We start from the raw sequence: 13,147 nt of genomic DNA, 5'->3' as shown, positions 1-13,147 counted from the left end.
CATGGGCCTGCATTTAAAAGAAGGCGATGACGATCTCGCCGAAAACCATGAAATCAACGTCACCCCCTTTATTGACGTGATGCTGGTACTGCTGATCATCTTTATGGTGGCAGCACCGCTGGCCACTGTGGATATCAAGGTTGACTTGCCTGCTTCCAGCGCCAAACCGGCGCCTCGCCCTGAGAAACCTGTGTTCCTCAGCGTCAAGGCTGATCAGCGCCTGTACCTGGGCGAAGAGCCGGTCACGGTTGAAGCCCTGGGCCCGACCCTGGATGCCAGGACCCACAACAACAAAGACACGACGATCTTCTTCCAGGCCGACAAGGGCGTGGACTACGGTGACCTGATGAGCGTGATGGATGCTTTGCGCGCAGCGGGTTATTTGAAGGTGGGTCTGGTCGGACTTGAGACGGCAGCCAAGAAATGACCATAGCGCGCCAAAAGATGACGCGTTACGCAATCAGCCTGGCCGCGGTGTTGGCCATCCATGCCGTGGCCGTGATTCTGGCCCTGCAATGGTCCAACCCGCGCGCTATCGAACTTCCGCCGCAAGCGATGATGGTTGACCTGGCGCCGTTGCCAGCACCACCGCCGCCTGCGCCGCCCAAAGTGGTGACACCGCCACAACCCCCGGCGCCGGTGGAAGAGTTGCCGATACCCAAGCTGGCCGAAGCGCCCAAACCGAAGATTTCTGTACCCAAACCGGTCAAGCCCAAGCAAAAGCCTCAACCGCCCAAGCCTGTGGAAAAACCGGACCCGGTCAAAGAGAAACCTTCAGAAGAGAAACCGAGCGACGCAACGCCGACCAAAAATACCAGCGAGAAATCCGCTGCACCGGCACCGGGGCCGTCGGCGCAACAACTGGCGGCCAAGGCCAGTTGGGAAGGCACTTTGCTCAGTCACCTGGGCAAGTACAAAAAGTACCCGCCTGCTGCGCAATCCCGTGGCAAGGAAGGCTTGAACCGTCTGCGCTTCGTGGTAGACGCCGAAGGCAAGGTACTGTCCTACGAACTGGTAGGGCGCTCTGGCAACGCCGATCTGGACCGGGCCACCCTGGAAATGATTCGCCGGGCACAACCCCTGCCCAAGCCGCCGCCTGAAATGCTGACCAATGGCAGCATCGAGATCGTGGCACCCTTCGTTTATTCCATCGATAAACGTCGGCGCTAACACCACAAAGGGCACCTCAGGGTGCCCTTTGTGCATCTGCGGTCTGGATAAAAAACCAGTCATACCTTGATTGGCTACTGTAGCTCTGAGGGTAATGTCTGATAACGTGCGTCTATCGATTGCAGCCGCTATGCTTGGCCCGCAACCACAGGGACGCACGCTATGACGCTTACAGAATTACGCTACATCGTTACCCTCGCCCAAGAGCAGCACTTCGGCCACGCCGCCGAGCGCTGCCATGTCAGCCAGCCGACCCTGTCGGTGGGTGTGAAAAAACTGGAAGACGAACTCGGTGTGCTGATTTTCGAGCGCAGCAAAAGTGCCGTGCGTGTAACCCCCGTGGGCGAAGCCATCGTGGCCCAGGCGCAAAAGGTGCTGGAGCAGGCCCAGGGCATTCGCGAACTGGCTCAGGCCGGCAAGAACCAGCTGACCGCTCCGCTTAAAGTAGGCGCGATCTATACCGTGGGTCCGTATCTGTTCCCGCATCTGATCCCGCAACTGCACCGGGTTGCCCCGCAGATGCCGTTGTATATCGAAGAAAACTTCACCCATGTGCTGCGCGACAAACTGCGCAACGGCGAGCTGGATGCAATCATCATCGCCCTGCCGTTCCAGGAAGCCGACGTGCTGACCATGCCGCTGTATGACGAGCCGTTTTACGTGCTCATGCCCAGCGAGCACCCGTGGACCAAAAAAGACACCATCGACGCCAGCCTGCTCAACGACAAGAGCCTGCTGTTGCTGGGCGAAGGTCACTGCTTCCGCGATCAGGTGCTGGAAGCCTGCCCGACTGTGGCCAAAGGCAATGATGGCGCCATGCACACTACGGTCGAATCCAGCTCGCTGGAAACCATCCGCCACATGGTCGCTTCCGGCCTGGGTATCTCGATTCTGCCGTTGTCGGCTGTCGACAGTCATCACTATGCCCCGGGCATCCTGGCTGTGCGTCCGCTGACCCCGCCGGTACCGTTCCGCACCGTTGCCATCGCCTGGCGCGCCAGCTTCCCGCGGCCAAAGGCGATTGAAATCCTCGCAGACTCGATCCGCCTGTGCTCGGTGGCCAAGCCGCCTGCCGCGACCTAAGTGCCACTGCAATGACCGAGTTGTCGAAAGTGTCGGTCACCGCGCTCAAGGGCGTCGGTGAGGCCATGGCCGAAAAATTGGCCAAGGTCGGACTGGAAAACGTCCAGGACGTGCTGTTCCATTTGCCGTTGCGCTATCAGGACCGCACCCGCGTTGTCCCGATTGGCGCTTTGCGCCCCGGTCAGGATGCCGTTGTCGAGGGCCGGGTCATTGGCGCCGACGTGGTCATGGGCAAGCGCCGCAGCTTGCTGGTGCGCATCAACGATGGCACCGGCGGCCTGAGTCTGCGCTTCTACCACTTCAGCAATGCGCAGAAGGAAAGCCTCAAACGTGGCACCGAAGTGCGCTGCTATGGCGAAGCCCGCCCCGGCGCTTCGGGGCTGGAGATCTACCATCCCGAATACCGCGCCATTACCGGCGACGAACCGCCACCTGTCGACACCACGCTGACGCCCATCTACCCCACCACCGAAGGCCTGACCCAACAGCGCCTGCGTCAGCTCAGCCAGCAAAGCCTGGCCATGCTCGGCCCGCGCAGCCTGCCCGACTGGTTGCCGCCGGAGCTGGCCAAGGACTATCAACTGGCCCCGCTGGATGAAGCCATTCGCTATCTGCATCAGCCGCCTGCCAATGCTGATGTTGAAGAACTCGCCCTGGGCCATCACTGGGCCCAGCACCGCCTGGCCTTTGAGGAGCTGCTGACTCACCAGCTGTCGCAACAGCGACTGCGCGAGAGCCTGCGTTCACAACAAGCCCCGGCGTTGCCCAAGGCGAAAAAACTGCCAGTGCAGTTCCTCGCCAATCTGGGTTTCCCGCCGACGGGCGCGCAGACCCGGGTTGGCAACGAGATTGCCTACGACCTCAGTCAGCCCGAACCCATGTTGCGCCTGATTCAGGGCGACGTGGGCTCCGGCAAGACCGTGGTTGCGGCCATGGCAGCGTTACAAGCACTTGAGGCGGGTTATCAGGTTGCCCTGATGGCCCCCACGGAAATCCTCGCCGAGCAGCACTTCATCAACTTCAAGCGCTGGCTCGAGCCTTTGGGCCTTGAAGTGGCGTGGCTGGCCGGCAAGCTCAAGGGCAAGGCCCGGGTCAGTGCGCTGGAGCAAATCGCCAGCGGCGTACCGATGGTGGTCGGTACCCATGCTCTGTTCCAGGACAACGTGCAGTTCAAGAACCTGGCGCTGGTGATCATCGACGAACAGCACCGCTTTGGCGTGCAGCAACGTCTGGCCCTGCGCAACAAGGGCGTGGGCGGAGTGATGTGCCCGCACCAGCTGATCATGACTGCCACGCCGATCCCGCGCACCCTGGCCATGAGCGCCTATGCCGACCTCGACACCTCGATCCTCGACGAGCTGCCGCCGGGCCGTACTCCGGTTAATACGGTACTGGTGGTCGATACGCGGCGTCTCGAAGTGATCGAGCGGGTGCGCGCCGCCTGCGCTGAAGGGCGCCAGGCGTATTGGGTGTGCACCCTGATCGAAGAGTCGGAAGAAATGACCTGCCAGGCTGCCGAAACCACCTTTGAAGACCTCTCCAGCGCCTTGGGTGAGCTGCGCGTCGGGTTGATTCACGGGCGAATGAAGCCCGCTGAAAAAGCCGAAGTCATGGCGCGCTTCAAGGCTGGCGAGCTGCAATTGCTCGTGGCCACCACGGTGATTGAGGTGGGCGTCGACGTGCCCAACTCAAGCTTGATGATCATCGAAAACCCCGAGCGCCTCGGCCTGTCCCAGCTGCACCAGTTGCGCGGTCGCGTGGGCCGGGGCAGCGCCGTCAGCCATTGCGTGCTGCTGTATCACCCGCCGCTGTCACAAATCGGCCGTCAGCGCCTGGGCATCATGCGCGAGACCAACGATGGCTTTGTGATCGCCGAAAAAGACCTCGAACTGCGCGGCCCCGGCGAAATGCTCGGCACCCGCCAGACCGGTCTTCTGCAATTCAAGGTCGCCGACCTGATGCGCGATGCCGACCTGCTACCCGCCGTGCGCGAGGCCGCCCAGGCGTTGATCGAACGCTGGCCGAGCCATGTCAGCCCCCTGCTTGATCGCTGGCTGCGCCACGGTCAGCAATATGGTCAGGTGTAAAAGACCATTCAGTAAATGGCCCGGCGGCCGATCAAGAGCTAATCAAAATCAAGTTGTACAGAACGGATGCAGACCATGACTGAAGTTGCCAGTGCCCTTGTTGCTGCGAGCACGCCGTCCGTTATCGGGCGCTTGCTCGGTGACCTGGCTGTTGCCTATCGCAAAGTCCCGGATCACCCGGAGCTCGACCCTGCGCGCAAGGTGCACGCCGTACTGCTCGACGATTCGATCGGTCCCCTGCTGGTGCTGTTCACCCAGAATCATTTACTTGATCTGAACCGTCTGGCCGACTTGACCGGGCGGCGCATGACCGCCGTTGCGCCGGAGCGCCTGCAGGTCTTGCTGGACAAGCATGGCCTGAGCCAGCTGCCGGGCTTGCCGGCGCTGGTCAACTCGCCCTGCCTGTACGAAGAACACTTGCTGCAACAACCCTCGCTGCTAATCAGCACGGGTGAACCGGGCCTGTGGCTGGAGATTGCCCAGCAAGACTTCAAACCCCTGCTCAAAAACGCCAGCGCCGGCCGTTTTGGCGAGCCTTTGGGCGCCATCACACCTGATCTCGGCGGGGACGATGGCGAGGCCATCACCCGGGCAGTGCAGGCCTTCACGGCGCGGCGCATCCAGCAGCGGCTGGAGGCCACCATCGAACTGCCACCGCTGTCCGAGAGCGTGCGCAGAATCATGCGGCTGCGCTCCGACCCTGACGTGACCATCGATGAAATCACCAGCGTGGTGGAAACTGACCCGGCGCTGGCGGCGCAGGTCATGAGCTGGGCCTCGTCATCGTTTTACGCCTCGCAGAGCAAGATTCGCTCGGTCGAAGACGCCATTGTGCGCGTGCTGGGGGTTGATCTGGTGATCAACCTGGCACTCAGCCTGTCGCTGGGCAAAACCCTGAGCCTGCCCAAGGACCATCCGCAATCGAGCACTCCTTACTGGCAGCAGTCGATCTACACCGCGGCGGTGATTGAAGGGCTGACCCGGGCCATGCCTCGGGAGCAGCGCCCCGAAGTCGGCATGACTTACCTGGGCGGGTTGCTGCACAATTTTGGTTACCTGCTGCTGGCCCATGTATTTCCGCCGCATTTTTCGCTGATCTGCCGGCATCTTGAGGTAAACCCCCACGTCAGCCACAGCCTGATCGAGCAGCACCTGTTGGGTATCAGCCGTGAACAGATGGGCGCCTGGCTGATGCGCTTTTGGGGGATGCCGGATGAGTTGGCGATTGCCGTACGCTATCAACACGACCCGGCTTATGTGGGGGTGGATGCGCAGTATCCGAACCTGGTGTGTGTGGCGCTGGGCTTGCTGCGCAGCCGTGGAGTCGGTCACGGTGCGTGTGCGCCGTTGCCGGATGCGTTGTTCGAGCGTCTTGGCGTGCCACGAGAAAAGGCTGAGGCGGTGGTGGGCAAAGTATTGGAGGCTGAAGTGTTGCTGCGCGAGATGGCGGCGCAGTTCGGTCAGGCTTGAATAACTAAAAGCACAAGCCCCTCACCCCATCCCTCTCCCAGAGGGTGAGGGAGCTGATTGTCGGTGTTCTTGAAATCGCGCGCGGTCAGTTCCCTCTCCCTCTGGGAGAGGGCTAGGGTGAGGGGCTCTTGATCTTAAGCCTTGGCCTTTTTACGCGGCTTGAGGTACTTGGTCAGGCCCTGGAACCAGATCACCAGCGCCGGGTTGCCCTTGATCTGAATCGACTTGTCCTGAATCCCTGTCATGAACGCCAGTTGCTTGTTCTTCGCCTGCAGCGTAGCGAAGCCGTAGGCGGCATCTTTAAAGGCGATGGCAAACGCCGGCTCGGGGTACAGGCCGCCGTGGCTGGTGATGCGCTGGTCTTTGACCTTGAAATGACGGGCCACTTTGCCGTCGAGGGTTTGCAGCTGGAACACCAGATCCTTGTCCACCAATTGTTGCTGGAAAGCAGGATTGTTGCGGCTGGCTTTGCCCATCAAAAAGCCCAGCATCCAGAGCAGAAAACGAAATTTCATGTACGCGGCCTCGGGGAAATAAAAAATGGCCGGCGCAGTGTAACGATTTGAGCGAAGAACGCCATATTTCTGCAGAGTTAGGCGTAGATGGGCTAGGTTTTGCCACTTATGGCCGCACAATCGGCCCGTGTTTTCTCAAGAACGGGCCGCTGGCAAGGCCAGCTTGCCCATTCTTCATGTAGCCCGTGCCTTAAGGATTCACGCTGTCCTTGAGGAATTTGCCCGGTTTGAACGCCACCGTGTTGCTGGCCTTGATGGTGACCGGCTGACCGGTTTGCGGGTTTTGCCCCGTACGGGCACCGCGGTGGCGCTGGATAAAGGTGCCAAAGCCGACCAGCGTAACGCTGTCCTTGCGATGCAGGGCCTGGGTGATTTCTTCCAGCACCGCATTGAGAACGCGGTTGGCTTGTTCTTTGGTTAGGTCAGCCTTTTCAGCGATAGCTGCGGCGAGATCGGGTTTACGCATGATGAAGCCTCATTGACGGTTTTTTGTTGTTATGTCCGTGCTGCTCTCTACGGAACAGCGCCCAAGGCGCCGCAGGCTCTAAACTGCGGCAGACCCGTGTGAGAATGGCACGCGACCAAGGTCGGCGCCAGCCTCTGCACAGGCTTTGTTGAGTCAAGGCAATGGCATATGCGACAGAATGAGCCGCTTTTACGCCAAAAGTGCAGGCAGCTCTTTGTTTAGCGCGAGTTTTTCTCGAACAGCCTCACCCGTCAGCGCATAACCGAGCAACTTGCCGTCTGCGTCGCGGCACAGCGCCTTGATATCGGCGCCCTGGCCTTCCACGGTCCACACACCCTCATAGCCACGCGGCACAGGTGACACCACCAGCGGGCAAACCGGGGTTTTCACCGTAATGGGCATGGCTCCGTAACTGACCGCGGTCGGGTTGCCTGCCAGGGTTTGCGCCAGCGCCCGGGCGCAACTCATCAACGGCATCACATACAGCAGGTTAAGGCCGTCGACCTCGGCACAATCGCCCAGCGCGTAGATATGGGAGTGAGAGGTTTTAAGATGACGATCCACCTCAACCCCGCGATTGACCTTGATCCCCGCAGCGGCGGCCATATCAATGCGAGGGCGCAAACCGATGGCGGACACCACCACATCGCACGGAACGACACTGCCATCCGACAAATGCGCCTCGAGGCCGCTGTCGGTACGTTGCAGGCGGGTCAACACCGGGCCCAGATGAAAGCGTGCGCCCAGGCTTTCGAGGCCAGCCTGCACCGCCGCTGCAGCAGCGGGGTGTAAAAGGGTTGGCATCACTTGCTCGCAGGGCGCGACCAGATCGACCTCATAACCGCCTGCGATCAGATCGTTGGCAAATTCGCAGCCGATCAGCCCGGCGCCCAGGATCAAGACGCGGCGTTTACCTGCGGCAGCTGCGCGAAAACGCGCGTAGTCTTCCAGGTCATTGATCGGGAAGATCGCATCCTGGGCGTCGCCCTCCACCGGGACCTGCACCGTTTGCGCACCCCAGGCCAGCACCAGGTCACGATAGGGCACCGCCTCTTCACCGATCCACAATTGCTTGTGGCCCGGGTCGATACCGCTGATGCGGGTATGGATACGCACCTGGGCCTTGAGCTGCTCGGCCATCGCCTCGGGCGTGGCCATGCTCAGGCCGTCAGCCTCTTTGTTTTTGCCAAAGCCGGTAGACAGCATTGGCTTGGAGTAAGAGCGCCCGTCATCGGAGGTGATCAACAGCAGCGGGGTTTCGCTGTCCAGCTTGCGAAACTCACGGGCCAGGTTATAGCCGGCCAGCCCGGTGCCAACGATCACGACAGGTGCGTTCATGCCAATCTCCAGAAGTTGAATCAGGTTTTAAAAGGGTTGATCAGTTGATTTCAATCATCTCGAAATCCATTTTACCGACGCCACAATCCGGGCACAGCCAGTCTTCAGGTACGTCCTGCCACAGGGTACCGGGGGCGATGCCATCATCCGGCCAGCCGTCGGCTTCGTTATAAATCAGTCCACATACAATGCATTGCCACTTCTTCATCTGGGTATTTCCTAAAGGTTCAGGCTTGGACAAGGCCACGGACTTATCAACAGGCGCCGTGTTACTCGTCAAATTCAGGGCGTTTTGTACTGATGACCACCCGCAGATGCAAGCACCAATACGGGCAAAAGTCCCTTGGACGCTCATTCGAGGATCCGCGTGATAAGCTCGCCGACCTCAATGGCTGCCAATTATGACCCACCGTGCCGCACATAACTTCTCCGCTTATCCCCCCTGTATGGCTTGAACAAGGCCAACTTCCTGCGCTGCCTGACACACAGACCCTGGACTGGCTATTTGACGAGGGCTCTCTGACTCGGCGTCTCACTGCAATTTCAGATAATGCCTTCAGCGTGCTTCCACTTTATGAAGGTTGGCAAGTACTGCGCCCGGATGAATGCGCTGCGTTGGACCTGCCTGAAGGCGTTCAGGGCTGGGTGCGCGAAGTGTATTTGCGCGGGCACGGTGAGCCTTGGGTGTTTGCACGCAGTGTCGCGGGTAAAAGCTCACTGCAAGAGGGTGGCCTGAACATGGACGAACTGGGCAACCGCTCGCTGGGGGAGTTGCTGTTCAGCGACCAGGCCTTTGAGCGCGGAGCCCTGCAGGTGTGCCATTACCCGCGTAACTGGTTGCCGCAGGTTGATCAGGTCGATCACCTGTGGGCACGCCGCTCGCGCTTTGTGCGTGGCAAACTGAGCGTGCTGGTGGCCGAAGTGTTTTTACCCAAACTGTGGGCCGCCCTCGGTGCCCGGTCGGAGAACAATTGATGTACACGCGCCTGCTCAAATCACTCAACCGTTTCAACCCCCGTGCCTGGGACTTTATCCAGCTGACCCGCATGGACAAGCCCATCGGCATCTACCTGCTGCTGTGGCCGACCTTGTGGGCATTGTGGGTGGCCGCCAAAGGCGTACCCTCGGTGGGTAACCTGCTGATTTTTGTCTTAGGCGTGGTGTTGACCCGTGCTGCCGGCTGCGTGATCAACGACTTTGCCGACCGCAAGGTGGATGGTCATGTCAAACGAACAGAACAACGGCCTATGGCCAGTGGCAAAATCAGCAGCAAAGAAGCCCTGGTGTTCTTTGCGCTGTTGATGGGGGTCAGCTTCCTGCTGGTGCTGTGCACCAATGCTCCGACCATCTGGCTTTCATTTGGCGCGCTGGCACTGGCGGCCACTTACCCGTTCATGAAGCGCTACACCTACTACCCGCAAGTGGTGCTGGGCGCAGCGTTCTCGTGGGGCATACCGATGGCCTTTACGGCCGAGACCGGCAGCCTGCCTGCTGCGGCCTGGCTGCTGTACATCGCCAACCTGCTGTGGACAGTGGCCTACGACACCTACTACGCCATGACCGACCGCGAAGATGATCTCAAGATCGGGGTTAAATCCACTGCCATCCTGTTTGGCGATGCCGACCGCGTGATCATCCTCAGCCTGCAGGGTCTGGCCCTGGGTTGCCTGCTGCTGGCAGGGTCGCACTTTGAGCTGGGCGGCTGGTTCCACCTTGGCCTGCTGGCGGCGGCGGGCTGTTTTGTGTGGGAATTCTGGTACACCCGCGACCGTGATCCGCAGCGCTGCTTCAAGGCCTTCCTGCACAACCACTGGGCAGGGTTGGCGATTTTTGTGGGGATCGTGCTCAATTATGCGGTGGCTTGAGCCCCTGCCCCGCGAGTTTTTTCAACGCTGACCCAACCCGTGTGGGAGCGGGCTTGCTCGCGATGCGGACAGCGCGGTGGCGCTGCAAGACCGCGACGATCCAGTCGCGAGCAAGCCCGCTCCCACATCGGCCTTACCCCGCTGGCACCAGCCGCAAGGTGCTGCGGGTATTGAGCTGGATTTCGTTTTCGTCCATATGCGGTTTGTCGTAATCACCCTCGATGTAGGACTCGGCCTGGTCGCGGTAGTGCTTGTCGAACGGCACGCCACTTTGCCCGACCGGGTTGATGGTCAGCCCGTGGGACGGCTCGGCAAAGTCGATCAGGCGCCGGGTAGACGGGCCGTAGCTCACTGGCCACGGGGCATTGCCCAGTTTGGCGCTGAGGTTGTTGGGCACTTCGTGGCCGCCGGGGGCGGCGAAGGGGCCGACGTTGAGCAGCCAGTCCAGGGGCTTTTGCCGCCCCAGCGGGTGTTCATGGGTCAGGGTGTGGGCCACGCCCCAGCGCCATTGCCCGGGGTCGTCACCCAGGGTGGCCTTCAAATGGGCGATGCTGGCCTGCCACGCCACCTTGACCGTATCGGCGCGGGTTTCTGTGCGCGCGGTGCTGCGGTTGTCCCACCACAGTGAATCCGGGCTGGCCGCAAGGCGCGGCAAGGCAGCATCGATCACACGCGTAGTCAGCATGGCATCAAAAAAACTGTCGCCCAGTTTGTCGCGCATGGTGGCCTCTGTGAGGCTGTACAAAAACTGGTTGAACAAGGTCGCCGCAGTTGAGTCCAGCGGATAATCGCCCTTCCACTGTGCCAGTTGCTCCACCAGTTTGCGTTCGCCCGGGTCCGTGACCACTTCGCGCAGCACCGGCAACAGGGGCTTGAGCACACGCTGCGCGTAGCCCGTGGCAGTCCCCAACTGCAAGGCCTGGCTGTTTTTCAGGTTCCACTTCACGCTGGCATCGCTGAGCTGGCGATCAAGCTGCTGGCCGCGATCGGCCAGGTTGTAATAACCGGGAATCTCGATGCCGGCAGGCGACAGCGGCTGAAAGTTGGCCGACACGATATAGCCCCGCGCCGGGTTTTCTTCCTGGGGGTTGGCGCTGAACGGGTAAAAACCGTCTTTATCGGCCTGTGAGGTGCTGCCATCGAGGATGAATGCCGGGTTGACCCCCGCCGGGCGTTTGGGCAACTGCGCTGCTGCCCACCATCCGATATCCCCCTTGGCGTTTGCCCACACCAGGTTCAGCCCCGGCGCCTGAATAAACGTCGCTGCCGTACGCGCCCTGCTCAGGGTGTCGGCGCGGTTGAGCTGGTAGAAGCCTTCGAGGATCGGATTTTTCGTTTCCAGAAAGCCCCACCACATGGCAATCGGCGTGTTGCCCGCCGTGGCGCCCAGCACGTCATTGATAATCGGCCCGTGGGGTGACTGGCGCAGGGTGAGGGTCACCGGCGCCTCGCCCTTGACGGCAATCTGTTGCTCGCTGCGGGTCATGTCGACCCACTGGCCGTAGTACCACACCTGGTTGGGGTTGGCGGGGTTGGTCTTTTCCGCGATCAGGTCCAGGTCGTCGTTCTGGAACATGGTCAGGCTCCAGCCAAAATCGGGGTTGTTGCCCAGAAAAGCGAACGGCACCAGCGCCTGATGGTAGCCATACAGGTCGAAATCCGGTGCCGACAGCTGCGCTTCGTACCACACAGACGGTGCCGCAAAACGGATATGCGGGTCACCCGCCAGCAGTGGCTTGCCACTTTGTGTGCGTTTGCCTGACACCACCCAGGCGTTGCTGCCTTCAAACTGCGGCAAGCCCGCCTGGCTCAGGGCCTGATCGCTCAGTTGGGCCAGCGCCCCCAGGGTTTCCCAGTCGCTGGCCGCCAGTGCAGGAGACAATACGCCCTGGGGCTGCCAGTCGAGGTCGAAGATTTTCAGGTAATCGCTGCCCAGTTGGTCACGTATATAGGTCAGCAGCGGTTCGGTACGAAAGCCGGCGGCAAAGCTGTAAGCCATGTAGCCGGCGACACTGATGGTATCTTCGCCGGTAAAGGGCCGGGGGGCGATGCCCAGCAGGTCGAACTCCACGGGTTTGGGGTTGTTGGCCTGGTATTGATTGATCCCGTCCAGGTAAGCCTGCAAGGCCAGAAATGACGGGGACTGGTGATCCAGCTCAGTCAAGTAACTCGCAGCCCGCTCACGGATGCGCAGGCTGCGAAACAGCTTGTCGGTATCGACCAGCTTGGGGCCCAGCACCTCGGCCAGTTCGCCCCGGGCGAGGCGGCGCATGATCTCCATCTGAAACAGCCGGTCTTGTGCCTGAACGTAGCCCAGGGCCCGGTACATATCCGCCTGGTTGCCTGCACGAATATGCGGCACACCGCGCTCGTCATAACGCACCGTGACCGGCCCCTGCAACGCTGCAAGCGCCACTTGCCCCTGGCGTACGGGCAGTTTGCTCTGCACGTACCAGGCCCCGCCGCCTGCAAGGACGACAATGGCAACGGCGATAACGGTCAGGCTGCGATTCATGAAGCAACTCCTTGTTCTGGTCGTACGCGCCGGGGCGATATCAGTGGGCGGCGCTTTTATCTTGCCAGGAGCAGTAACAGCCCACCGCCATGGTATGGGTGGCCTTGACCGGGCGACCTTCGCTCAGGGCTTGCAGGATGGGTTCTATGAAACTGTTGCTGGCGTTGCAGGTGGCCCCTTCGCTGTAGGGGCCAAAGTAGGCCAGTTGGCCACTGCGGTCCCAGATGGCCACGGCCGGGCTGGCACTCAGATGCTCGGCGCCGGGCAGGCTGGCCAGCGCCTTGATCGCGCCCAGGGTGGCGGGTAATTGACCGTGAGTGCCGGGCTTTTGCAGTGAGTAGAATTCGACGCCTTGGGGCGCGTAATGAGCCAGCAGCTCGCTGAGGTGCTGCTGGTTGCCAACGTTGCAGGGGCACGCCGGGTCCCAGAAGTGCACCACGCGAATGGCACCCGGACCCGACAGTTCGGCGGGCAGGCTCAGTACATCTCCGGAGAACAAAGCGGCCTGATCACTGAAGGCACGGATATAGCGGCCCTGGAACCAGTCGTAGGCCGTCCACAACCCCACCGCGCAGATCAGCGTCAGCAGGCAGGCCAACAGGGTTTTGAACGGGGGCACCGGCATTGGAAAGCTCCTT

13 protein-coding genes are annotated in these 13,147 nt (G+C 61.0%); 7 read left to right on the top strand and 6 right to left on the bottom strand.

Going from position 1 to position 13,147, the window contains the following annotated elements:
- The first annotated feature begins 1 nt into the window (after position 1).
- From exbD to V6L81_RS03955, 5 genes are all read left to right on the top strand, one after another.
- Entirely contained in the window at positions 2-427 is a 426-nt protein-coding gene (gene exbD / locus V6L81_RS03975) for a TonB system transport protein ExbD (RefSeq protein ID WP_016782713.1), read from the top strand.
- Positions 424-1,170: an energy transducer TonB gene (locus tag V6L81_RS03970; RefSeq protein ID WP_094999712.1), complete on the top strand. Its 747-nt coding sequence runs from the start codon at positions 424-426 to the stop codon at positions 1,168-1,170. Before exbD ends, V6L81_RS03970 begins: the two co-directional genes overlap by 4 nt.
- A 162-nt stretch (positions 1,171-1,332) precedes the next feature.
- Positions 1,333-2,253, top strand: coding sequence for a hydrogen peroxide-inducible genes activator (locus V6L81_RS03965; protein ID WP_094999711.1), 921 nt, complete (start codon positions 1,333-1,335; stop codon positions 2,251-2,253).
- An 11-nt stretch (positions 2,254-2,264) separates the two neighbouring features.
- Complete coding sequence (recG, locus tag V6L81_RS03960; RefSeq protein ID WP_094999710.1) at positions 2,265-4,340, top strand: ATP-dependent DNA helicase RecG; 2,076 nt, start codon at positions 2,265-2,267, stop codon at positions 4,338-4,340.
- Between the two features lie 75 nt (positions 4,341-4,415).
- On the top strand, positions 4,416-5,810 hold the full coding sequence (locus tag V6L81_RS03955) for an aminoacyl-tRNA deacylase and HDOD domain-containing protein (RefSeq protein ID WP_198417411.1): 1,395 nt from the start codon (positions 4,416-4,418) through the stop codon (positions 5,808-5,810).
- A gap of 134 nt (positions 5,811-5,944) precedes the next feature.
- On the opposite strand, the gene V6L81_RS03950 is transcribed toward V6L81_RS03955, so the two are convergent.
- The 4 genes from V6L81_RS03950 to V6L81_RS03935 form a co-directional block, all read right to left on the bottom strand.
- Positions 5,945-6,325, bottom strand: a complete 381-nt coding sequence (locus tag V6L81_RS03950; protein ID WP_094999708.1) for a helicase — start codon at positions 6,323-6,325, stop codon at positions 5,945-5,947.
- Positions 6,326-6,515: 190 nt separating this feature from the next.
- Positions 6,516-6,791 carry an HU family DNA-binding protein gene (locus V6L81_RS03945; RefSeq protein ID WP_016782719.1) on the bottom strand — a complete coding sequence of 92 codons (276 nt, stop codon included), beginning with the start codon at positions 6,789-6,791 and terminating at the stop codon, positions 6,516-6,518.
- Between the two features lie 189 nt (positions 6,792-6,980).
- Complete coding sequence (locus tag V6L81_RS03940) at positions 6,981-8,129, bottom strand: NAD(P)/FAD-dependent oxidoreductase (RefSeq protein WP_095038484.1); 1,149 nt, start codon at positions 8,127-8,129, stop codon at positions 6,981-6,983.
- A gap of 40 nt (positions 8,130-8,169) precedes the next feature.
- Positions 8,170-8,337 (bottom strand): rubredoxin, encoded by a 168-nt coding sequence (locus V6L81_RS03935; protein WP_003437744.1) that lies wholly within the window; start codon positions 8,335-8,337, stop codon positions 8,170-8,172.
- 203 nt (positions 8,338-8,540) lie between these two features.
- Between V6L81_RS03935 and V6L81_RS03930 the strand changes: the two genes are divergently transcribed.
- Together V6L81_RS03930 and ubiA are read left to right on the top strand one after the other, a co-directional pair.
- On the top strand, positions 8,541-9,104 hold the full coding sequence (locus V6L81_RS03930) for a chorismate lyase (protein WP_338660492.1): 564 nt from the start codon (positions 8,541-8,543) through the stop codon (positions 9,102-9,104).
- On the top strand, positions 9,104-9,994 hold the full coding sequence (gene ubiA / locus V6L81_RS03925; protein WP_153326733.1) for a 4-hydroxybenzoate octaprenyltransferase: 891 nt from the start codon (positions 9,104-9,106) through the stop codon (positions 9,992-9,994). Before V6L81_RS03930 ends, ubiA begins: the two co-directional genes overlap by 1 nt.
- Before the next feature lie 133 nt (positions 9,995-10,127).
- On the opposite strand, the gene V6L81_RS03920 is transcribed toward ubiA, so the two are convergent.
- Together V6L81_RS03920 and V6L81_RS03915 are read right to left on the bottom strand one after the other, a co-directional pair.
- Positions 10,128-12,509, bottom strand: coding sequence for a penicillin acylase family protein (locus tag V6L81_RS03920; RefSeq protein WP_338660491.1), 2,382 nt, complete (start codon positions 12,507-12,509; stop codon positions 10,128-10,130).
- Between the two features lie 40 nt (positions 12,510-12,549).
- Complete coding sequence (locus V6L81_RS03915; RefSeq protein WP_095017876.1) at positions 12,550-13,134, bottom strand: DUF6436 domain-containing protein; 585 nt, start codon at positions 13,132-13,134, stop codon at positions 12,550-12,552.
- Positions 13,135-13,147: the final 13 nt, after the last annotated feature.

Origin of the sequence: Pseudomonas bubulae (genome assembly GCF_037023725.1) — a bacterium.
GTDB classification, from domain to species: Bacteria; Pseudomonadota; Gammaproteobacteria; order Pseudomonadales; family Pseudomonadaceae; genus Aquipseudomonas; species Aquipseudomonas bubulae.
This window is presented reverse-complemented; position numbering and strand designations above follow the sequence as displayed.

Bases quoted from the DNA above. Each gene is read 5' to 3' on its own strand.
- exbD (WP_016782713.1), top strand. From the start codon at position 2: ATGGGCCTGCATTTAAAAGAAGGCGATGACGATCTCGCCGAAAACCAT.
- V6L81_RS03970 (WP_094999712.1), top strand. From the start codon at position 424: ATGACCATAGCGCGCCAAAAGATGACGCGTTACGCAATCAGCCTGGCC.
- V6L81_RS03935 (WP_003437744.1), bottom strand. From the start codon at position 8,337: ATGAAGAAGTGGCAATGCATTGTATGTGGACTGATTTATAACGAAGCC.
- recG (WP_094999710.1), top strand. From the start codon at position 2,265: ATGACCGAGTTGTCGAAAGTGTCGGTCACCGCGCTCAAGGGCGTCGGT.
- V6L81_RS03940 (WP_095038484.1), bottom strand. From the start codon at position 8,129: ATGAACGCACCTGTCGTGATCGTTGGCACCGGGCTGGCCGGCTATAAC.
- V6L81_RS03965 (WP_094999711.1), top strand. From the start codon at position 1,333: ATGACGCTTACAGAATTACGCTACATCGTTACCCTCGCCCAAGAGCAG.
- ubiA (WP_153326733.1), top strand. From the start codon at position 9,104: ATGTACACGCGCCTGCTCAAATCACTCAACCGTTTCAACCCCCGTGCC.
- V6L81_RS03915 (WP_095017876.1), bottom strand. From the start codon at position 13,134: ATGCCGGTGCCCCCGTTCAAAACCCTGTTGGCCTGCCTGCTGACGCTG.
- V6L81_RS03955 (WP_198417411.1), top strand. From the start codon at position 4,416: ATGACTGAAGTTGCCAGTGCCCTTGTTGCTGCGAGCACGCCGTCCGTT.
- V6L81_RS03945 (WP_016782719.1), bottom strand. From the start codon at position 6,791: ATGCGTAAACCCGATCTCGCCGCAGCTATCGCTGAAAAGGCTGACCTA.
- V6L81_RS03950 (WP_094999708.1), bottom strand. From the start codon at position 6,325: ATGAAATTTCGTTTTCTGCTCTGGATGCTGGGCTTTTTGATGGGCAAA.
- V6L81_RS03920 (WP_338660491.1), bottom strand. From the start codon at position 12,509: ATGAATCGCAGCCTGACCGTTATCGCCGTTGCCATTGTCGTCCTTGCA.